This window comes from Desulfovibrio sp. X2, assembly GCF_000422205.1.
GTDB lineage: Bacteria > Desulfobacterota > Desulfovibrionia > Desulfovibrionales > Desulfovibrionaceae > Alkalidesulfovibrio.
The window spans coordinates 1-21,403 of record NZ_ATHV01000063.1 but is presented as its reverse complement, the minus strand read 5'-3'; the positions used below and the strand labels follow the sequence as shown (position 1 = coordinate 21,403).

Genomic DNA, 21,403 nt, shown 5'->3' with positions numbered 1-21,403 from the left:
GATCAGGCGGACTCCTTGGATTCCCCGGTCCGGGGCGCGCAAAACGGCCACAGGCGTTGCCGGAGCGCGCGGCAGCGCAGCCGGAACCTGTCGAGATGGAGGTAGACGACCGGGGTGGTGTAGAGCGTCAGGACCTGGCTGACCGCGAGCCCGCCCACGATGGAGATGCCGAGCGGGCGCAGGAGCTCGGAGCCGTCGCCCCGGGCCATGGCCAGGGGCACCGCGCCGAGCAGGGCGGCCAGGGTGGTCATCATGATCGGGCGGAAGCGCAGCAGGCAGGCGTTGAAGATGGCCTCGCGCGGGCGCATGTTCTGGCGGCGCTCGGCGTCGATGGCGAAGTCGATCATCATGATCGCGTTCTTCTTCACGATGCCCGCGAGCAGCAGCACGCCGATGAGCGCGATGACGCTGAACTCCGTGTCGCAGGCCATGAGCGCGAGCAGCGCCCCCAGGCCCGCCGAGGGCAGGGTGGAGAGGATGGTCAGGGGGTGGATGAGGCTCTCGTAGAGCACGCCGAGCACGATGTAGAGCGCGACGAGCGCGGCCAGGACGAGCAGCGGCTCGCTTCTGAGCGACGCCTTGAAGGCCTCGGCCGAGCCCGCGAAGCTGCCGTGCACTGAGGTGGGCATGGCGAGGCGGCGCACGGCGTCGTTCACAGCGGCCGTGGCCGAGGAGAGCGTCGCCCCCTGCGCGAGGTTGAAGGAGATGGTCGTCGCGGCGAAGTGCCCCTGGTGGTTGACCGCAAGCGGCGAGAGCGTGGGCCGCACCGAGGCCACCGAGGCCAGCGGCACGAGGCTGCCGTCGCTCGCGGCGACGCGGACGTGCGAGAGGTCTTCCGGCCCCTGCGTGTAGGCCGGGGCGTACTCCAGGACGACCTTGTACTGGTTCGCGGGGTTGAAGATCGTGGTCACCTGGCGCTGGCCGAAGGCGTCGTTCAGGGCGGCGTTGATGCCCTTCTGCGTGAGGCCGAGGCGGCTCGCGCCGTCGTGGTCCACGAAGAGGCTCGTCTGCAGCCCCCTGTCCTGCTGGTCGGAGTTCACGTCCGCGAGCTGGGGCAGGGCGCGCAGGGCGGCCAGGAGGCGGTCGCCCCACAGGCGCAGGGTGGTCAGGTCGTCGCCGACCAGGGTGTACTGGAACTGGGTGCGGCTGCTACGGCCGCCGATATGGATGTCCTGGGCGGCCATGAGGTACAGCCGCGCTCCGGATTCGCGGGCGAGCTCGGCGCGCAGCCTGGCCATGACCTGGTCGACCCCGGCGCGTCCCTCGGAAAGGGGCTTCAGGCCCACGATGACGGTCGCGGTGTTGGTGCTGTCGCGGCCGCCGCCGGTGAAGGCGTCCACGCTCTTGACCGCCGGATCGTGCATGACGACGTCCACGAACCGCGTGAGCTTCTTGCGCATGGCCGTGAAGGAGATGTCCTGGTCGGCCAGGAGCGCGCCCATCATCTGGCCGGTGTCCTGCTGCGGGAAGAAGCCCTTGGGCACCACCACATAGAGATAGATGTTGGCGGCCACGGTGAGGCCGAGGAAGAGGAGGGCCAGGCGCTCGTGCCTGAGCACCGCGGCGAGGCTGCGCGCGTAGAAGGAGATGAGCGCGTCGTAGAAGCGGCCGCCGAGCCCGGCCGCCCAGGCCGACAGGCGGAAGAAGGCCCCGGGGCGGCGGCCTTCGGCCTCGAGCTCGGCCTCCTCGCGGTCGTCGGTCTCGCGCGGCAGGAGATGGGCGCACATCATGGGCGTGGTGGTCAGGGAGACGACCAGGGAGACCAGGATGGCCGCGGACAGGGTGACGGCGAACTCGCGGAAGAGCCGCCCGATGATGCCGCCCATGAACAGGATGGGGATGAAGACCGCGACCAGGGAGAGGCTCATGGAGACGACCGTGAAGCTCACCTCGCGCGCCCCGATCAGGGCCGCGCGCAAGGGAGTGGTCCCGCTCTCCACGTGCCGCGCGATGTTCTCGAGCACGACCACGGCGTCGTCCACCACGAAGCCCGTGGCGATGGTCATGGCCATGAGCGAGAGGTTGTCGATGCTGTAGCCGCACAGGTACATGACCGCGAAGGTGCCCACGAGCGAGACCGGCACGGCCACGCTCGGGATCAGCGTGGCCCGGCCGTTGCGCAGGAAGAGGAAGACGACCAGGATGACCAGGGCGATGGAGGCGAGCATGGTGCGGCCCACTTCCCTGAGCGAGGCGCGGATGGTCGTGGTGCGGTCCATCATCACGTTGACGTCTATGCCCGCGGGCAGGGAGGCCTTGAGCGTGGGCAGCATGGCCTTGATGCGGTCCACCGTGGCCACGACGTTGGCCCCGGACTGTCGGAAGACGAGCAGGACGATGCCCGGCTTGCCGTTGGACAGGCCCACGATGCGGGAATTCTCGACCGAGTCCGTGACCGTGGCCACGTCGCGCAGGCGAACCGCGCCGCCGTCGGAATAGGAGACGACGAGGGGCAGATAGTCGGCCGCGCGCGTGGCCTGGTCGTTTGCCTCCACCTGCCAGCGCGCGTCCTGGTCCTGCAGTTCCCCCTTGGGTTTCAGGACATTGGTGTTGACGATGGCCGTGCGCACCGCCTCGAGGCCGATCCCGGCGTGGTGCAGGGCGTCGGGATTGAGATCCACGCGCACGGCGGGCAGCGAGCCGCCGCCCACCTTCACCTGTCCCACGCCCAGCACCTGGGCGAGGCGCTGCGCCAGGACGGTGGAGGCGGCGTCGTAGACCTTGCCCGTGGGCAGGGAGTCCGAGGTCAGCGAGAGGATCAGCACCGGCGCCTCGGAGGGGTTCATCTTGCGATAGGTCGGATTGCTCGGAAGCCCAGTGGGCAGGAGGCTGCGCGCCGCGTTCAGCGCCGCCTGCACGTCGCGCGCAGCGCCGTCGATGTCGCGGTCCAGGTCGAACTGCAGGGTGATGCTCGTGGAGCCGAGCGTGCTCTGCGAGGTCATCTCGGAGATGCCCGCGATGCGGCCGAGCGCCCGCTCGAGCGGCGTGGCCACGGTGGCGGCCATGGTCTCCGGGCTGGCCCCGGGCAGCGAGGCCGAGATCAGGATGGTGGGAAAGTCCACCTGGGGCAGGGAGGAGACCGGGAGCATGCGCATGGCCGCGAGGCCGAGCAGGACCACGCCCAGGGTCAGGAGGGTGGTGGCCACCGGCCGCCGGATGAAGACCGACGAGATGCCGGACATCTAGGCCGCTCCTCCGCTCCCGTCCCCGGCGTCTTCGGCAACGTCCCCGGCCGGATTCCCGAACAGGCGTCTCCGCCAGGCGGCCGCGCGGCGGGCCGCGCGGTCGAAGGCCAGGTAGATGACCGGGGTGGTGAACAGGGTCAGGGCCTGACTGACGATGAGCCCGCCGACCATGGACACGCCGAGGGGGTTCCTGAGCTCGGAGCCCATGCCCGTGCCGAGCATGAGCGGCAGGGCCGAGAGAAGGGCGGCCATGGTGGTCATGAGGATGGGCCGGAGCCTGAGCAGGCAGGCCTGGCGGATGGCGTCGATCGGCGTCTTGCCCTCGGTGCGCTCGGCCTCCAGGGCGAAGTCGATCATCATGATCGCGTTCTTCTTCACGATGCCGATGAGCAGGATGATGCCGATGATGCCCACGATGCCGAGCGAGTCGCCGGAGACGAGCAGGGCGAGCAGCGCGCCTGCTCCGGCCGAGGGCAGGGTGGAGAGGATGGTCACCGGGTGGACGTAGCTCTCGTAGAGAACGCCGAGCACGATGTACATGGTCACCACCGCGGCCAGGATCAGCCATATCTGGCTTGCGAGCGAGCTCTGGAAGGCGGCCGTGGCCCCGAGGAAGGAGGTCTGGATGGAGACGGGCATGCCGAGGTCGTGCTCGGCCGCGCGCACGGCCGTGACCGCCTGGCCCAGCGAGGCCCCGGAGCCGAGGTTGAAGGAGACCGTGGCCGCGGGGAACTGCCCCTGGCGGTTGATGACCAGCTGCGTGGGCCGCACCTCGATGCGCGCCATGCTGGCCAGCGGGGCCTGGCCGCCGCTCGACGTGGGCACGTAGATGTCGTCCAGGGAGGCCGGGCCGGTCGCGAACTGCGGCTTGACCGTGAGCACCACGCGGTACTGGTTGGACTGGGTGAAGATGGTCGAGACCAGGCGCTGGGCAAAGGAGTCGTAGAGCGCGGCGTCGATGTCCGAGACGCTCACGCCGAGGCGGGCTGCCGCGTCGCGGTCGATGACCACGTAGGCCTGCCTGCCCCTGTCCTGCAGGTCCGAGGCCACGTCCGAGAGCTCGGGCAGGTGGGAGAGGCGCTCCACCAGGCGCGGCGTCCACTCGGAGAGCTCCTTCTGCGTCGGGGCCTCGAGCACGAACTGGTACTGCGTGCGGCTCACGCGGTCCTCGATGGTCAGGTCCTGCACGGGCTGCATGTAGAGCCGGATGCCGGGCACCCGGGCCAGGCGGGGCGCAAGCCGCGCGATGACCTGCGAGGCTTTCGCCTTGCGCTCGCCCAGGGGCTTCAGGTTTATCTGTATGCGCCCGCTGTTGGCCGCGGTGTTGGTGGAATCCACGCCGATGAACGAGGTCAGGCTCTCCACGGCCGGATCCTCGAGGATGACCTTGGCCAGGGCCTGCTGCCGCTCGGCCATGGCCGGAAACGAGACGGCCTGCGCGGCCTCTGAGATGCCCTGGATGACGCCGGTGTCCTGCACTGGGAAGAACCCCTTGGGGATGAACGCGTAGAGCGCCACCGTGGCCGCCAGGGTGCCCGTGGCCACGAGCAGGGTCAGCCCCTGGTGGGCCAGCACCCGGTCGAGCGCGCGGCCGTACCAGGCCACGATGCGCTCGAAGAGGCCCTCCGTGCTCGGCTTCTTCTTTGCCTCGGCCGCCGCCTTGGCCCGCGCCGGGCGCAGCAGCCGGGCGCACATCATGGGGGTCAGCGTCAGGGAGACCACGGCCGAGAGCAGGATGGAGACCGCGAGGGTGATGGCGAACTCCCTGAAGAGCCTGCCCACGATCTCGCCCATGAAGAGCAGGGGGATGAGCACGGCCACCAGGGAGAAGGTCAGCGAGATGATGGTGAAGCCGATCTGCTGCGCGCCCTTGAGGGCCGCCCGCATGGGCGTCTCGCCCATCTCTATGTGGCGGGAGATGTTCTCGATGACCACGATGGCGTCGTCGACCACGAAGCCCGTGGCGATGGTCAGGGCCATGAGGGTCAGGTTGTTCAGCGAAAAGCCCGCCAGGTACATGACCCCGAAGGTGCCCACCAGGGAGAGCGGCACGGCGATGCCCGGGATGATCGTGGCCGGGACGCTGCGCAGGAAGAGGAAGATGACCATGACCACCAGGGCCACGGCCAGGACGAGCTCGAACTCCACGTCCTGTACCGAGGCGCGGATGGTGTTCGTGCGGTCGGTCATGACCCTGACGTCCACCGAGGCCGGAAGCGAGGCGCGCAGCTCGGGCAGGAGCTCCTTGATGCGGTCGGCCACGGCGATGACGTTGGCCCCTGGCTGGCGCTGCACGTTGACCACGATGGCGGGCGAGGCGTCGGCCCAGGCGGCGAGGCGGGAATTCTCCGCGCCCTCCACGACGTCGGCCACGTCGCCCAGCCGGATGGCCGCGCCGTTCTCGTAGCCGATGATGACGCGCGCGTATCCCTCGGCCGAGGTGATCTGGTCGTTGGCGTCGATGGTCGAGGCGCGCTCCGGCCCGTCGAAGCTGCCCTTGGACGTGTTCACGTTGGCCGCGTCGAGCGCCGTGCGCACGGCCTCCATGGAGAGCCCCCGCGCGGCCAGGGCGGTGGGGTTCACGCGCACGCGCACGGCCGGACGCTGCCCGCCGGAAAGGCTCACGAGCCCCACGCCCGAGAGCTGGGAGATCTTCTGCGCCAGCCGCGTGTCCACGAGGTCCTCCACCCGGGGCAGGGGCATGCTCGGGGAGGAGACGGCCAGGGTCAGGATGGGCGGGTCGGCCGGGTTGACCTTGCTGTACACGGGCGGGTTCGGCAGGTCGTCGGGCAGCAGGCTGTCCGCGGCGTTGATGGCCGCCTGGACCTCCTGCTCGGCCACGTCGAGCGCCACGGAGAGGTCGAACTGCAGGGTGATGACCGAGATGCCCGCGCCGCTCGAGGAGGACATGCGCTTGAGCCCGGACATCTCGCCGAACTCGCTCTCCAGGGGCGCGGTGATGGCCGCGGCCGTGACCTCGGGGCTGGCCCCGGGATAGGAGGTCACCACCTGGATGGTCGGGTAGTCGATCTCGGGCAGGGCCGAGATGGGCAGCATGCGGTAGGCGAGCATGCCCGCGAGCAGCAGGGCGAGCATGAGCAGCGAGGTGGCCACGGGCCGTTCTATGAAGATGCGCGATGGGTTCATGGCGTGCTGTGCGCCGGACGCGGCCTGGCCGCGCCCGGGAGGCTAGTCGGCGGCGACGTCCACCGGGGTTTTGTCGCGCAGGTTGTCCACCCCGTCCACGACCAGCTCGTCCCCTGGCGAGACGCCGTCCGAGACGGCCACGAGACCGTTTCCGGACGGCCCTTCGGTGATCTTCGTGAGCCTGGCCTTGCCGTCCTTGCCCACCACGTAGACGAAGGGGCCGGAGCTTCCCTGCTGCACGGCGGCGTCCGGGATCAGGACGGCCCCGGAGAGGGTCCTGACGCGAAGCCGCGCGTTGACGAACTGGTTGGGGAAGAGCATCTCGTCGGCGTTGGCGAAGCGGGCCTTGAGCTTGACCGTGCCCGTGCTTGTGTCGATCCTGTTGTCCAGGGTCAGCAGAACGCCGTCCGCGACCTTCTGCGTGTTCTCGCGGTTCCAGGCTTCCACGGCCAGGGGCTGGCCCTCGGCCTTGCCCTGGCGCAAGGCCGTCAGCACCTCGGGCAGCCTGGTCTCCGGAATGGTGAAGACCACGTCGATGGGCTGCACCTGGGTGATGACCACGATGTCCGTGCTGTTCGCGCTGACGATGTTGCCGGGATCCACCTGGCGCAGGCCCAGGCGGCCGGAGCAGGGCGCGGTGATGCGGCAGTAGGCCAGGTTCACCTTGGCGGACTCGACCGAGGCCCGGTCGGCCTTGACCGCGCCCTCGTACTGCCGGACCGTGCCCTGGGTGGTGTCCACCTGCTGCGGTGAGATGGAGTCCTGCGTGAGCAGCACCCGGTAGCGGGCCAGGTCCTTCTGCGCCGCCTTGAGCTGGGCCTCGTCCTTGGCGAGCGTGCCCTCGGCCTCGGCCAGCGCGGCCTTGTAGGGACGCGGGTCGATCTCGGCCAGGAGGTCGCCCGCGCGCACGTGCCGGCCCTCGGTGAAGTGGAGTGCCATGAGCTGCCCGTCCACGCGGCTTTGCACCGTCACGCTGTTGGCGGCCGTGACCGTGCCGAGCCCGGTGACGTAGACGTCCATGTCGCCCGTGCGGGCGGCTTTGGCGCGCACGACCACGGCCATGGCGGGACGGCCGGGACCGGTGTCGCTCCTTGCCGCGGACTGGTCGTAGAGCAGCCGGCCGCCCGCCAGGACGGCGACGGCGAGCAGGGCCAGGAGGACGCGGCGCACGGCCGGGCGTGCTGCGGCGCGGGAAATGCATGAAGCGGGTGTCGTGTTCTGTTTGTGCGGCATGGATGGCTCTTTCGATGTGGGCACCGGGCCTTCGGCGCGGTGTTATTGCCGGAAGGGCCGCCCGCGGCAGGAATGGCTCCTGGCCGCGGACGGCATCCCCCTCTCGGGGAAATGGCCTATCCCCGCCGCATGGACGCAGTATGTTTGAATGTTTCCCCAACGTTTCGCCGTGGCTGGAAGTGTGCTACTGTGTTTCCAGGCCGGAGCGGGAAAAGTTTTGTTACAAACATTCCGTCCCGTTCTCCGGACAATGCGGGATAGAAGGCTGTCCATGACCAACCAGGAAAATATCCTCGTCGTCGACGACGATCCCGAGATCCGCCGCCTGCTCGTGGACTATTTCGAACGCCACGGGGTGAGGGCCGCCGCCGCCCCGGACGGCACGGAGATGTTCAAGGCCCTGGACAACGGGCGCTTCGACCTCATCGTGCTCGACCTCATGCTGCCGGGCGAGGACGGGCTCTCCCTGTGCAGGCGGCTTCGGGCGCGCTCGGACGTGCCTGTGATCATGCTCACGGCGCTCGGCGAGGACACGGACCGCATCATCGGGCTCGAGCTCGGCGCGGACGACTACCTCTGCAAGCCCTTCAACCCGCGCGAACTCCTCGCCCGGGTGCGCACCGTGCTGCGCCGCGTGCGGGCCCTGCCCGAGAACCTGGCCCAGGCCGAGCCCGAATCGCTCGGCCGCAGCATCCGCTTCGCGGACTGGACGCTGGACACCGTGGCCCGCCACCTGCTCTCCCCGCAGGGCGTGGTGGTCAACCTGAGCGGCGCGGAATACCGCCTGCTGCGCGTCTTCCTGCAATTCCCCAACCGGGTCATGAATCGCGACCAGCTCCTGGACCTGACCCAGGGCAAGGCGGCCGACGCCTTCGACCGTTCCATCGACGTCCTGGTCAGCCGCCTGCGCACCAAGCTGCGCGACAACGGCCGCGAGCCGCAGATCATCAAGACCGTGCGCGGCGACGGCTACTACCTGGCCTGCGGCGTGGAGCGCGAGGAGGGCTGATCCCCTCCGGTCCCGCCTGGTCCGTTTTTTCCCCTTCTTCCCCCATCGACCGGAGCGGCTCGGCCCGCAGCCGATGTCCGGCAGACTTTCGTCTGCCGGACCGTCTTCGCGCGCGAAGAGGCCGCAATTCTTCCTCGTTCCTCGTTGACACGGCGAACAGCTCGGCTAATATCGACTACAAGCGGAAAAAGGATTCTCGAGTTATTTTTTATTTTTTCAAAGTGTTGCGCCAGGGCGCAAAAGGAGAAGAGACCATGCCCCGCACGCGTCAGATCATCACCTTCATTGTCTGCCTGGCCTTGCTTTCCCTCGCCTTCGGCTGCGCGAGCACCAAGACGAGCGAGAGCACGGGCCAGTACATCGACGACTCCACGATCACGACCAAGGTCAAGGCCGCGATCCTGAAGGATCCCATGCTCAAGTCCATGCAGATCGGCGTGGAGACCTACAAGGGCGACGTGCAGCTCTCGGGCTTCGTGGACAACGAGGCCATGGTGGATCGCGCCGGAGTGGTCGCCAGGGGCGTGGCCGGCGTGCGCGAGGTGCACAACAATCTCGTGGTGCGATGAACGCAGCGCGGGACGCTGCCTGTCACGGGACGAAGATGAACGGCTTGGGGGCCCGCGCCGTACGGCGCGGGCCTTCGCCGTTCAGGAGGGGGCGTCCTGGCCCTTGGCGCGGGCGGCCAGCCAGCCGATCTGGCGGCAGATGCCCATGAGCATGTCGAACTCGCGGCGGGTGACGGAGGCGCGGGCCAGCAGGCGGCGCATGGGCAGCAGGAAGTAGTCCGGGTTGTCGCCGTGCAGCACGTCCAGGGCCAGCATGGCCTCCTTGACGCGCTCGACGAGCAGTTCGCGCTCCTTCATGGAGATGGTGCGCGGGGCGGCCGCCTCCGCCGCCTCGTCCGCCTCCCTCGCCTGCGCCCGGCGCGCGCACAGGCACTCCCAGAGGAGCAGCAGCGTGGCCTGCGCGAGGTTCAGGGAGCGCCCCTGGCTCGCCGTGGGCACGGTCACGAGGTGGGTGCAGCGCGAGGTGTCCTCGTTGGACAGCCCCTTGTCCTCCGGGCCGAAGACCAGGGCCACGCGGTCGCCTGCGGCCAGGGAGCGGGCCACGGACTCGGCCGCCTCGTCCGGCATCTCTGGCGCGCGGCGCCAGCCGCCGAGCCTCGCCGTGGTGGCGTAGGCCTCGCGGCAGTCGGCCAGGGCCGAGGGGAGGTCCGGGAAGAGGCGCACGGCCTCGAGCAGGTGGCGCGCGTGCACCGTGGCCATGGGCGCGGCCTTCTCGATGTCCCACATCTCGGGCGACACGAGGCGGATGTCGTCCGCGCCCATGTTCAGGCAGGCCCGGGCCACGGCGCCCACGTTCTCGGGAAAGCGGGTGCCCACGAGCACCACGGCCAGCCCGGCCAGCTCGATCGCGTCGTCGCGGCGCGTCATGATCTGCGGATTCCTGCCGTTTCGCGCGCTAGACGTTGAACAGGAAGTGCATCACGTCGCCGTCCTTGACCACGTACTCCTTGCCCTCGGTGCGCAGCACGCCCGCGGTGCGGCAGGCGGCCTCGGAGCGCTGCGCGAGGTAGTCGTCGTAGGCGATGACCTCGGCCCGGATGAAGCCGCGCTCGAAGTCCGTGTGGATGACGCCCGCGGCCTGCGGGGCCTTGGAACCCGCGCGCACGGTCCAGGCGCGGACCTCCTTGGGCCCGGCGGTGAAAAACGAGATAAGGCCCAGGGCGTGGTAGCCGGTGCGGATGATCTGGCCGAGGCCGGACTCCACCGCGCCGTAGGATTCCAGGAACTCGCGTGCCTCCTCGTCGGAGAGCCCGATCAGCTCCTCCTCGACCTTGGCCGCGACCTTGACGAACTCGGCGCCGCGCGCGGCTGCCAGCTCGCGCACGCGGGCCGCGTGCTCGTTGTCCTCGGAGAGCCCGGCCTCGTCCACGTTGGCGCAGTAGATGACGCGCTTGTCCGTGATCAGGCGGAGCTCCTTCAGGAGCGCCTCGGCGCGCTCCTCGTCACGGCCGGGGAAGGTGGCGGCGGGCTCGCCGCGCCCCAGGTGCTCGGCCAGGACCTTGCCGACCTCGATCATGGGGCGCAGGGTCTTGTCGCCCTTGGCCTGCTTCTCCAGGCGGTCGATGCGGTTCTCAAGCGTCTGCATGTCGGCCAGGATGAGCTCGGTCTCGATGACCTCGATGTCGCCCAGCGGATCGACCTTGCCTGAGACGTGGACCACGTCGTCGTTCTCGAAGCAGCGCACCACGTGCAGGATGGCCTGGGTCTCGCGGATGTTGGCCAGGAACTTGTTGCCCAGGCCCTCGCCCTGGCTCGCGCCCTTGACCAGGCCTGCGATGTCGATGAAGTCCACGGTGGCGTGGACGATCTTCTGCGGGTTCACGAGCTCGGAGAGCTTCAGGAGCCGCTCGTCCGGCACGGGCACCACGGCCTTGTTGGGCTCGATGGTGCAGAAGGGATAGTTGGCGGACTCGGCGTTCTGGGCGCGGGTCAAGGCGTTGAATATGGTGGACTTGCCGACGTTGGGCAGGCCGACGATGCCGACGCTCAGGGACATGGCGGGTTCTCCTTTTTGCGGGCCGAAATGGCCCGGCGCATCAATAAACGCTCGCGTCCCGGCTGTCAAAGCGGCGCACGGGGGAGGTTTTGCCCCGCATCGCGCGGCCTCATTGTGCAATCCGGGGCGCGGTGCTAGGGAGGCCGCATGATGCAAGACACCGACTCCACCACCCCGCCCCCCGCCGCGCCCGACGAAACGCCCCGTTGGGCCAAGACCCTCATCCTCAAGAAAGGCGAGGAGCGCAGGCTGCGCATAGGCCACCTCTGGCTCTTCTCCAACGAGGTGGACACCAGGCGCACGCCGCTCAAGGGGCTCACGCCCGGCGAGGCCGTGCGCATCGAGGACAGCCGGGGGGACTTCGTGGCCAACGGCTACGCCAATCCCGGCTCGCTCATCGCGGCCCGCTTGGTCAGCCGCAGGCCCTCGGAATTCCTGGACGAGGACCTTTTGCGCCGCCGCCTGGGCCAGGCCCTGGCGCTGCGCGAGCGCCTCTTTTCCGCGCCCTTCTACCGCCTGTGCTACGCCGAGGGCGACTTCCTGCCCGGCCTCGTGGTCGACCGCTACGGCGACGTGCTCGTGGTCCAGCTCGGCACCGCGGGCATGGAGCGGGCCAGGGACTTGGTGGTCGAGACCCTCATGGGGCTCGTGAAGCCGCGCGCCGTGCTGCTCAAGAACGACTCGCAGGCGCGGGCCTACGAGGGGCTGCCCGAGTATGTGGAGACCGCCTACGGGACCGTGCCCGACGAGGTGGAGGTGGAGGAGAACGGGGCGCGCTACACGGCCCCCCTGGCCAGCGGGCAGAAGACCGGCTGGTTCTACGACCAGCGCCTGAACCGCGCCCGCCTCGCGGCCTACGCCGGGGGCGCCTCGGTCCTGGACCTCTTCTCCTACGTGGGCTCCTTCGGTGTGCTGGCCGCGCTCTCGGGCGCGTCGTCCGTGACCTGCGTGGACGGCTCGGCCCGCGCCCTGGACGCGGCGAGGGAGAGCGCGGAGCGAAACGGCGTGGCCGGGAGGGTGCGGACCGTGGAGGCGGACGTCTTCGCGGCCATGGAGGCGCTGCAGGCCGAGGGGCGGACCTTCGACGTCATCTGCCTGGACCCGCCCGCCTTCATCAAGCACAGGAAGGACCAGGCCAAGGGCGAGCAGGCCTACGTGAAGGCCAACCGCGAGGCCATGAAGCTCCTGTCCGAGGATGGCGTGCTCATGACCTGCTCCTGCTCGCAGCACCTGGAGGCCGAGGCCCTGCGCCGGGTGGTGCTGCGCGCCGCGGGCCAGAACCGGGCGAGCGCCCAGATCCTGGAGCAGGGGCACCAGGGGCCGGACCACCCGGTGAATCCGGCCATGCCCGAGACGAACTACCTGAAGTCCTTCGTCTGCAGGATACTGCGGTAAGGCGGGACTAGGCCAGGCCGACGTCCGGGGCCACGCCCTGCATGGCGGCCACGGCGAGGTTCAGGAAGTCCGCGAGCTCGAGCCCCAGGCGGTCGCATTCCTTGATCGTCTCGCGGTTCACGGTGCGCGCGAAGGCCTTGTCCTTCATCTTCTTCTTGAGGCTCGAGGCGGCGAGCCCCTCGAGCTTGGTGGGCCGGACCAGGGCCGCGGCCGTGATCAGGCCGGTCACGGTCTCGCCGCAGCGCAGCGCGAAGTCGAGCGCGCTCTCGGGCGCCACGCCCGTGTGCTCGGCGTTGTGGGCGCGGATGGCCTGCAGCGCCTCTCCGGGCAGCTCGGCCGCGAGCATGTCCGCGGCCGCGAGGCCGTGGCGCGCCGGATCGTCCTTGGTCGTGGCGTAGTCGAGGTCGTGCAGCAGGCCCGTCAGGGCCCAGAGCGTCTCGTCCTGGCCCAGGCGGTCGGCCAGGGAGCGCAGGACGGCCTCGGAGGCCAGGCAGTGCTGGAACAGGCTCAGGTCGGGGATATTGGCGCGCACGAGCGCCAGGGCAGCGTCGCGGTCGAGCATGGCGGACTCCTTGGCTTCGTTGTGGAGGGTGTTTCGTATGACAGGCGCACGAGGATGTAAACAGCGCTTTCCAGGGGCCGCGCGCGTCCTGGTCTGCGGCGGGGATTTCGAGGCCCGCTCGGCCGTGGCCGAGGCAGTGCGCGCGGCGGGCGCCGAGGTCGCCGAGGCCGCGGGCACGGCAGAGGCCCTGCGCCTGCTGGCCCTGGCCGGGGAGCGCGGGGGCGCATGCGCCGTGTCCCTCGTCCTCGATCTCGACGGCGGGCCCGGAGACGCCCGGGGCGGCGGCCTCGCCGCGCGCGCCGCCGCGGCCTTCCCCGAGGGCCATCCCCCGATCCGCCGCGTGGAGGGTCCGGCAGAGGCGGTCGAAGCCCTGATCTCTGTTGACGTCGCGGGCGGTATGCGCTAGGGGACCCTTCTTCACCGCCGCCCGGTCCCGCAAGGGCCCTTCGGAGCGGACGGACAAGACGCACATATTTTCCTGGAGGAATCATGGCCAAGCACAAGAAGCACGAGCGCAAGAAGGAACTGGACCGCCAGCGCAAGCGCCGCAAGGAGCGGCAGAAGGCCCTCGTCCGCGAGGCCAAGGCCCAGGCCAAAAAGGCCTAAGCTTCAGTCCTTGACTCGCCGGTTCTCCTGATTATCTGTCACGTCGTGCCGGGCGCGGGCTTCCTGGATCGGGAAGCCGGCGGCCGGGCGCATTTTTTTCATCGCTTTTCGTGTGACGGAGGAGCAACGGAATGCCCATTTACGAATACGAATGTCCTGCCTGCGGCAAGGTCTTCGAGGAGTGGAACAAGAGCTTCGACGACGTCGAGTCGCCGTGCGAGTGCGGCGCCACGGCGCACCGCATAGTCTCCAACACCGCCTTCGTGCTCAAGGGCTCTGGCTGGTACGTGACCGACTACTGCGGCAAGAAGGCCTCGTCCTCCGGGACGGGCGGCTCGTCGGGCGAGACCTCGGGCAATGCCTCCGACGGCGCTTCCGGCAGCGGAAACGGCGACGGCGCCAAGGCCGCCAAGGAGCCTGCGTCCTCCTCCTCTTCTTCGTCCGCGGGCAGCGCGCCAGCGGCCTCCGCGGGCACAGGCGCAGCCTGAGCCGTTCATGTCGTGCAAGCGGCCCCAGTGGGGCCGCTTTTTTTTCGCCCGCGCTCCGGGAGCCGCTGCGGCAGAGGTATCCGGATGCGCCCTTGCAGGCACGGGACATTGAAGAGGGCGCCTCCCGCCGCAGTCCGGCACGCAAGCGGGCGGCCGTGAAGCGTGCGGTGCATTCCGCCGCGCACCGTCCTGCCCGGCCGCACATGTTGCAGCCTCACGACGCCGGTTCTTTCACAGGCAGCGGCAAGGCGAAAAAATAATCCACCCGCGCCACGGCAGGCGAGCCGGGGGCGAAACGGCGCCCGCGCCTTGAAAACCTGGGCCGCAAAACAGCGCTTGTGCAGTCCGGTCGCCTGTTTGCCGACAGCCCCCCTTTCAATTCGGCGCGAAATCATTTAGCGTTTTCGCACCCGCAGGCCGAAAGACCCGGCCACGGACCCCCCTGAGGAGCATCGCATGATCGATCGTTACACCCGCCCCGCCATGGGGGCGATCTGGACCCTCGAAAACAAGTTCCGCGCCTGGCTCGAGGTCGAGCTGGCCGTGTGCGAGGCCTGGCACCGCCTGGGCGTGATCCCGGCCGAGGCCATGGCCGATATCCGCGGCAAGGCCGACTTCGACGTGGAGCGCATCCTCGAGATCGAGGAGACCACGCGCCACGACGTCATCGCCTTCCTCACGGCGGTGGAGGAGAAGGTCGGCCCCTCGGCCCGCTTCATCCACCTCGGCTGCACCTCCTCCGACATCGTGGACACGGCCAACGGCCTGCTGCTCACCCGCGCGGGCGAGATGATCCTCGCGGCCGTGGACAAGCTGCTCGCGGTGCTCAAGGATTTCGCCTACGCCAACAGGGGGCGGCTGTGCATGGGCCGCACCCACGGCATCCACGCCGAGCCCACCTCCTACGGCCTGAAGATGGCCGGCTTCTACGCCGAGTTCGCGCGCCACCGCGAGCGCTTCGCGCAGGCGCTGGCCGGAATCCGCGTGGGCAAGATCTCCGGCGCCGTGGGCACCTACGCCTTCCTCTCGCCCGAGATGGAGGAGATCGCCCTTGAGATCCTCGGCCTTTCCGTGGACCCGGTCTCCACCCAGATCATCCAGCGCGACCGCCACGCCCACTACTTCACGGCCCTGGCCTGCATGGCCGGAGGCGTGGAGCGGTTGTGCGTCGAGCTTCGCCACCTGCAGCGCACCGAGGTGCGCGAGGTGGAGGAGGGCTTCGCCAAGGGGCAGAAGGGCTCCTCGGCCATGCCGCACAAGAAGAATCCCATCTCCGCCGAGAACATGACCGGGCTCTCGCGCCTCATCCGCACCAACGCCCTGGCCTCGCTCGAGAACCAGGCCCTGTGGCACGAGCGCGACATCAGCCACTCCTCGGTGGAGCGGGTCATCATGCCCGACTCGACCATCCTCATGGACTACGTGCTGCACCGCCTCGCCGGACTGGTGAAGGGGCTGCGCATCATCCCGGAGAACATCGAGAAGAACCTCAAGGCCTCCATGGGGCTCTACTTCTCGCAGCGCGTGCTGCTGGCCCTGGTGGAGAGCGGACTGCCGCGCCAGGAGGCCTACGTGATGGTCCAGAAGGTGGCCATGCACTGCTGGGAGAACCACGTACAGTTTCCCGATGCCGTGCGCGCCGACCCGGACATCTCGAAACGCCTGGGGGCCGCCGCCCTTGATGAACTCTTTGATCCCGGCTACTATCTGCGCTTCGAGGACGCCATATTCGGACGCGTTTTCGAGGGTCATTTCTCGGGGGGACGATGAACACGACCAAGGGCACTCTGGCCCGCCTGCTCTACGCGAAATCGTACATCGAGGGCGAGATCACCCTCACTTCCGGCAAGAAGAGCGACTACTACTTCGACTGCAAGCAGACCGCGCTGCATCCCGAAGGCTCGTGGTGCATCGGCACCCTGTTCCTCGAGATGCTGAAGGACACCGACGTGCAGGGCGTGGGCGGCATGACGCTCGGCGCCGATCCGCTCGTCTCCTCGGTCACGGTCCTCTCCCACCTGGCCTCGCGCCCCCTGCCCGGGTTCATCGTGCGCAAGGAGGCCAAGGGACACGGCACCGGCCGTTTCCTGGAGGGGCTCGGCAACTTCACGCCGGGCATGAAGGTGGCCATGCTCGAGGACGTCGTGACCACCGGCGGCACGCTGATCAAGGCGTGCGAGCGCGTGCGCGACGCCGGGCTCGAGATCGTCGCGGTCTGCGCCATCCTCGACCGCGAGGAAGGGGGCAGGGAGAATCTGGCCAAGGCTGGTTACGACCTCAAGTCCATCTTCACCAGGGCCGAGCTCGTCCGCCTGGCCCGGGCCTAGGATTTCGCCGCCCGCCCGCGGCACCGGGCGGGAGCGGGCAGGAGAGAGTGCATGAGAACAACGTGCGCGGCGCTGGCGGTGATCGGGGTCCTCCTCCTCGGCGTGGTCTCGGCGGGAGCCTTCGACCTGACCCTGGAGGACAGTCCCGACGTCCCTCCCTACTTCGTGGCCGTCTCCAAGGACACCCAGACCTTTCTCGCATTCGGGCACCATTCGCCCCTGACCCTGCTCACCAAGCTCACCTGCACCACCGGCCAGGAGATGGGGGACAAGGTCAAGGAGGGTGACCTCAAGACGCCCGAAGGCGTCTATTTCATCGAACACAAGCTCGCCAAGGGGCTCGACTACGACGTCTACGGCGGCCTGGCCTTCACCCTGGACTACCCGAACCCCATCGACCGCCTGAAGGGCAAGACCGGGCGGGGCATCTGGGTGCACGGCCGCGGGCATCCCATCAACCCGCGCGAGACCCAGGGCTGCGTGGCCCTGAACATCGGGGACCTGCACCGCCTCGAGGCCAGCCTCGAGCCGGGAACGCCCGTGGTCATCGCCACGGACGTGCGCGTCAGCGACACCCCGGGCGAGTTCTCCCGCGAGGCCAAGGAGCTCGTCGACCGCGTCCACAAGTGGGCCGAGGCCTGGTCCAACCGCGACGACGCCTTCTTCTCCTTCTACGACCAGAAGGACTACACCGAGCCGGGCGCCCCCACCTTCAAGGCCTTCCGTGACAACAAGGAACGCATCTTCGCGGCCAAGCCCTGGATCGACGTGGCCTGCTTCGACCTGCACGCCCTGCGCGGCCCGGACTACTGGGTGACCTGGTTCGGCCAGTACTACCGCACGGATTCCACCACCTTCCAGGGCGAGAAGCGCCTCTACTGGCAGAAGGACTCCAAGGGCCGCTGGGTCATCGTGGGCGTGGAGTACGCCCCGGCCGCGAAGGACTACGAGGCCCTCTACCTGCAGCAGTCCACCAGGGACGTCGGCAAGATGCTCGACGCCTGGCGCAGGTCCTGGGAGCACGCGGACCTGAAGAGCTACGCCCGCTGGTACGTGCCCTCCGCCGTGCAGGACGGCCGCCAGGGCCTGCTCGCGATCATGGACCAGAAGAAGGAGCTCTGGGAGAAGAACGCGCCGAAGAAGGTGGCCATCTCCGGGGTCAAGGTGAGCCTCGACCGCGGCGGGCTCAAGGTCGTCTTCCGCCAGGACTATCAGAGCGCCTCCGGCTACTCGGACTCCGGCTACAAGACCCTCGTCGTCCAGCCCTCGGCCATCGGCTGGCGCATCGTCAGCGAGACATGGTCGGCGAAGGAGCCGTCGTAAACCCGGGCGCAAGACCGCAACCAGATCGCAGATGACCAACGACACCAAGTACAATGTCCTGTTCATGCGGGACGACACCCACGTCCGCCGCTTCCGCGTCAGCCCCGGGCTGATGAAGGGGCTCGTCTGGGGAGTCGGCCTGCTCGTCCTCCTGGCCTGCCTCGCCGTCTACGGCGGCATCCATTTCTGGCGCATCAACGCGGGCCTCGCCTCGGAGAACAGGACGCTGCGCCAGCAGCTCGCCGAGGCCAACATACGCCTGGAACGCCTCTCCAACGTGGAGAAGATCCTCAAGTCCAACGACCCCGAGGACATGCAGTCCCTGCTCGGCACGACCCCCGACGGCAAGGGCGGCGACGCCAAGGCCAAGGACGCGGGGCAGCCCGCCGCCCAGGCCTCGCAGGCCGTCCAGCCCCAGGTCGCCATGCCTGCGGCGCCTCCCCCGAACCTCGTGGAGCTCTTCTCCCACACCGACATGCACCAGGCGAGCCTGGACAACGTCCAGGCCCGGTTCTCCGGCAACGGCATGCAGCTGCGCATGGACCTGAACAACCTGCTGGCGGACAAGACGCTGAACGGCCGCGTGGACATCTTCGTGCTGAACAACTCCGGCCGCATGGAGGGCGTCTCCGCGCCCGATTCGGACCTCGTTTTTTCCATCCAACGTTTCAAGCGCATCCAGGCGTCCTTCGATCTGCCCAAGGGCATGGAGCGCAACGAGGTCTTCGCCGTCCGCATCGTCATCAAGGGGCAGGAGGGAAAGGCCATCTTCAGTGAAACCTACCCGCTTGCCCGCATCCTGTCTTCTTAGCGCCGCGTTCCTCCTGGTGCTCGCGCTGCTGTCCGCGGTCCCGAGCCAGGCAAAGTCCTACGTCTTCTTCCAGGGGACGCAGTATCCACTCGCCGTCTACATCCTCAAGGGCCTGCAGCCCGGCCCCACGGTCATGGTCCAGGGCGGCATCCAGGGCGACGAGGTCTCCGGCTTCCTGACCGCGGAGACCCTCTCCCGGGCCCACGTGAGGCGCGGCACCCTGATCGTCGTGCCCCGCGCCAACATCCCCTCCATCAGCCGCCGCGTCCGCGCCGTGAACGTGGACCTCAACCGTCGCTTCGACCAGCCCTACGACGACTACTACGAGGACGCGCTCGCCCGCGTCATCCGCCTGCTGCTGGCGCGCAGCGACGCCTTCATCCACCTGCACGAGGGCTCCGGCTTCTACAGCCCCACCTGGATCAACGCCGAGCGCAACCCCAAGCGCTGGGGGCAGAGCGTGATCATCGACGCCGGCATCTACCAGAAGACCCTGCACCTCTCGAACATGGTCGAGAGCGTGCTCACCCGGCTGAACCCCCACGTCCGGCCCGCCAGCTACCGCTTCGCCCTCTTCAACACCGAGACCTTCGCCCCCAATTCGCCCTACGGCCCGGAGATGCGCAAGTCGCTGACCTGCTACGCGCTCAAGGAGCACCGCATCCCGGCCCTGGCCATCGAGGTCAGCAAGGACATCCGGCCCCTGGACTGGAAGGTGCGCGAGCAGCTGCGCGCCGCGGTCATGTTCCTCGAGAAGTTCGGCATCCGCCTCGACCTGCCGCCGCTCAAGGGCGTCTCCTTCGAGCACTTCGCGGACAGGCCGCCCGAGATCCGCATCAACGGCCAGACCTTCAAGCCCGGCGCGACCATCGAGGCCGTGGCGGGCGAGCCCCTGCGCGTGGAGGTCGTGCGCGGCTCGGGCGACCCGTTCTTCCACGCCAACCCCGCGCTCTTCGCCGACGGCCGCCTGAGCCTGGACTTGACCAAGACCGACGCCTCGCTCTTCAGCCAGGTCAAGCGGCTGGACATGCGCGCCGACGGGAACGAGCTCGGCAGCGTCGAGGTCCGCTACACGCCGGCCCGGTCCGCCGCCGGAAACACGGGCCAGACGCCCGTCTTCGAGGTCTGGCACAACGGCCGCCTGGAAGAGGTCGCCTCCGGCCAGACCATGCAGGCCGTGGAAGGCGACCAGATGCTCGTCGCGGGCGTGCGGCCTCAGGCGGGCAACGGACGCGCCGAGATCATCAACATCAAGGGCATCGTCACCCGCGTGGGCGAGAACACCGGCCAGGACGCCGACACCGACGTGGTGCTCGACTCCGGCCTCTTCATGCCCCGCTACCTGCAGCGCGGCCCGGACGGCCTTCCCCGCATCCAGGTCTGCCGCGAGACCCCGGGCGCGCGCCCGGCCGCCTTCTACGTCAGCCTCGCCCCGCGCCGCGTGGCCGGGATCAGGCTCGACGGCCCGAACGGCCAGACCGCCATGCTGCCCTTCCGCCCGGGTGCAGGCTGCCGCCTGCAGCCCGGCACCTGGACCCTGTCCGAGGCCTGGAGCAACGGAAGCCAGGACAGGCTCGTGGCCCTGGTCGACGGCCTGCCCCTGGCCTTCGGCGAGAGCTTCACCCTGGGCATGGGCTCCTCCGTGAGCCTGGAGATCCTTCAGGCCGCCACCTTCAAGCCCCTGGGCCGCATGACCCTGGCCCCGGCCGCCATGGCCTCCCTGGCCACGAAAGCCGGGTCGTAGGGAGCCGTCCCGTGAGGCTCTGCTTCGTCAACCTGCCCCTGCGCTACGCCGAGCGGCACCCGGAATATCTCGAGCACTTCCTCGCCCACGGCCTCTGCCCCGAACTCGGCATAGACGCCTACGCCGTGGACCGCCTCGGCCGCGACTGGCACGAACGCGTGGCCGAGCGTCTGCGCGCCGCGGGCCTCGCCGCCGCCGTGCACCTGCCCTTCGACGACCTGCGCCCGGCCAGCACCGATCCCCTGGCCGCAAACGCCGCGCGCCGCCGCATCCTGGGCGCCCTCGACGTCGCCCGCATCTACGGCCCGCGCCACATGGTCGGCCATCCCGGGCTCACCGAGCCCAACCTGCCGGAGCAGGAGGACGAGCAGCGCGCCTCGGCCCTCGCCACCTGGAACGCGGTCTGCGACGCCTGGCCCGGCCACCCGCCGCTCTTTCTCGAGAACACCTTCGACAAGACGCCCGACCGCCTCGCCGCCCTGGTCGCCGCCCTGCGCGCCGCGGGCCGCGACGTGGGCGTCTGCTTCGACGCGGGCCACTGGCACAGCTTCAGCCGCGGCAGCGCAAACCGGGACCTCGACCGCTGGTTCGCCGCGCTCGGCCCCCACATCCGCCACCTCCACCTGCACGACAACTCCGGCGCGGCCGACGAGCACCTCGGCCTCGGCCAGGGCGCCATCCCCTGGGAACAGTACCTCGGCCTCCTGGCCGCGCTGCCCGAGCGCCCCACAGCCACCCTCGAGCCCCACACCGCCGAAGCCCTCGACCACAGCCTCGCCTTCCTGCGGCAGCATGCCGAGCGGCTGGCCTCGCTCATCCGCGGCGTGGACTAGTGTCGCGTCCGAGAAAAAAGTCGATATGCTGCGCAGGAGTCGTACGCGACACGTGAACCGGGCGAACGCACGGTTCCGCCGCCAGCGGCGGCGTGAGCAAGCCGAAAACCAGATCGGAAGAGCGGTTCAGCAGGAATGCCGAGACCGGGAGCTAATATCGGATGCCGTCTTCTGC

17 protein-coding genes are annotated in these 21,403 nt (G+C 69.1%); 11 read left to right on the top strand and 6 right to left on the bottom strand.

All coding sequences use genetic code 11. The features are described from left to right. Window positions 1–2: 2 nt before the first annotated feature. From DSX2_RS13770 to DSX2_RS13760, 3 genes are read right to left on the bottom strand one after another with little or no spacing between them, the layout of a single operon-like run. Window positions 3–3,182, bottom strand: a complete 3,180-nt coding sequence (locus DSX2_RS13770; RefSeq protein WP_020881591.1) for an efflux RND transporter permease subunit — start codon at window positions 3,180–3,182, stop codon at window positions 3–5. After that, window positions 3,183–6,332: an MdtB/MuxB family multidrug efflux RND transporter permease subunit gene (locus tag DSX2_RS13765; protein WP_020881590.1), complete on the bottom strand. Its 3,150-nt coding sequence runs from the start codon at window positions 6,330–6,332 to the stop codon at window positions 3,183–3,185. Window positions 6,333–6,374: 42 nt separating this feature from the next. Further along, entirely contained in the window at window positions 6,375–7,502 is a 1,128-nt protein-coding gene (locus tag DSX2_RS13760) for an MdtA/MuxA family multidrug efflux RND transporter periplasmic adaptor subunit (RefSeq protein ID WP_172640028.1), read from the bottom strand. 334 nt (window positions 7,503–7,836) lie between these two features. Between DSX2_RS13760 and DSX2_RS13755 the strand changes: the two genes are divergently transcribed. Further along, window positions 7,837–8,574: a response regulator gene (locus DSX2_RS13755; protein ID WP_020881588.1), complete on the top strand. Its 738-nt coding sequence runs from the start codon at window positions 7,837–7,839 to the stop codon at window positions 8,572–8,574. Between the two features lie 254 nt (window positions 8,575–8,828). Beyond that, the gene (locus DSX2_RS13750; RefSeq protein WP_020881587.1) at window positions 8,829–9,143 is read left to right on the top strand and encodes a BON domain-containing protein; all 315 of its coding nucleotides are present in this window, start codon (window positions 8,829–8,831) and stop codon (window positions 9,141–9,143) included. 81 nt (window positions 9,144–9,224) lie between these two features. Here DSX2_RS13750 and DSX2_RS13745 read toward each other — a convergent pair whose 3' ends face one another. Both DSX2_RS13745 and ychF read right to left on the bottom strand, forming a co-directional pair. Then, window positions 9,225–10,010, bottom strand: a complete 786-nt coding sequence (locus DSX2_RS13745; protein WP_020881586.1) for an RNA methyltransferase — start codon at window positions 10,008–10,010, stop codon at window positions 9,225–9,227. Between the two features lie 28 nt (window positions 10,011–10,038). Beyond that, the gene (gene ychF / locus DSX2_RS13740; RefSeq protein ID WP_020881585.1) at window positions 10,039–11,139 is read right to left on the bottom strand and encodes a redox-regulated ATPase YchF; all 1,101 of its coding nucleotides are present in this window, start codon (window positions 11,137–11,139) and stop codon (window positions 10,039–10,041) included. A gap of 150 nt (window positions 11,140–11,289) precedes the next feature. On the opposite strand from ychF, the gene DSX2_RS13735 reads away from it, so the two are divergent. Further along, window positions 11,290–12,534: a class I SAM-dependent rRNA methyltransferase gene (locus DSX2_RS13735; protein WP_152512966.1), complete on the top strand. Its 1,245-nt coding sequence runs from the start codon at window positions 11,290–11,292 to the stop codon at window positions 12,532–12,534. A gap of 7 nt (window positions 12,535–12,541) precedes the next feature. Here DSX2_RS13735 and DSX2_RS13730 read toward each other — a convergent pair whose 3' ends face one another. Then, on the bottom strand, window positions 12,542–13,096 hold the full coding sequence (locus tag DSX2_RS13730; protein WP_020881583.1) for an HD domain-containing protein: 555 nt from the start codon (window positions 13,094–13,096) through the stop codon (window positions 12,542–12,544). A gap of 37 nt (window positions 13,097–13,133) precedes the next feature. Between DSX2_RS13730 and DSX2_RS13725 the strand changes: the two genes are divergently transcribed. From DSX2_RS13725 to DSX2_RS13690, 8 genes are all read left to right on the top strand, one after another. After that, a complete protein-coding gene (locus tag DSX2_RS13725; protein ID WP_020881582.1) occupies window positions 13,134–13,502 on the top strand; it encodes a hypothetical protein in 369 nt (122 codons plus the stop codon). Window positions 13,503–13,833: 331 nt separating this feature from the next. Further along, on the top strand, window positions 13,834–14,190 hold the full coding sequence (locus DSX2_RS13720) for an FmdB family zinc ribbon protein (RefSeq protein ID WP_020881580.1): 357 nt from the start codon (window positions 13,834–13,836) through the stop codon (window positions 14,188–14,190). Window positions 14,191–14,646: 456 nt separating this feature from the next. Continuing rightward, window positions 14,647–15,960: an adenylosuccinate lyase gene (gene purB, locus DSX2_RS13715; RefSeq protein ID WP_020881579.1), complete on the top strand. Its 1,314-nt coding sequence runs from the start codon at window positions 14,647–14,649 to the stop codon at window positions 15,958–15,960. After that, window positions 15,957–16,517, top strand: coding sequence for an orotate phosphoribosyltransferase (gene pyrE / locus DSX2_RS13710; RefSeq protein ID WP_020881578.1), 561 nt, complete (start codon window positions 15,957–15,959; stop codon window positions 16,515–16,517). Before purB ends, pyrE begins: the two co-directional genes overlap by 4 nt. A gap of 51 nt (window positions 16,518–16,568) precedes the next feature. Further along, window positions 16,569–17,840, top strand: coding sequence for a L,D-transpeptidase family protein (locus DSX2_RS13705; protein ID WP_020881577.1), 1,272 nt, complete (start codon window positions 16,569–16,571; stop codon window positions 17,838–17,840). Window positions 17,841–17,871: 31 nt separating this feature from the next. Continuing rightward, a complete protein-coding gene (locus DSX2_RS13700; RefSeq protein WP_020881576.1) occupies window positions 17,872–18,651 on the top strand; it encodes a hypothetical protein in 780 nt (259 codons plus the stop codon). Continuing rightward, window positions 18,629–20,395 (top strand): M14/M99 family metallopeptidase, encoded by a 1,767-nt coding sequence (locus tag DSX2_RS13695; RefSeq protein ID WP_152512962.1) that lies wholly within the window; start codon window positions 18,629–18,631, stop codon window positions 20,393–20,395. Before DSX2_RS13700 ends, DSX2_RS13695 begins: the two co-directional genes overlap by 23 nt. Before the next feature lie 11 nt (window positions 20,396–20,406). Further along, window positions 20,407–21,228: a sugar phosphate isomerase/epimerase gene (locus tag DSX2_RS13690; RefSeq protein WP_020881574.1), complete on the top strand. Its 822-nt coding sequence runs from the start codon at window positions 20,407–20,409 to the stop codon at window positions 21,226–21,228. Window positions 21,229–21,403 lie beyond the last annotated feature (175 nt).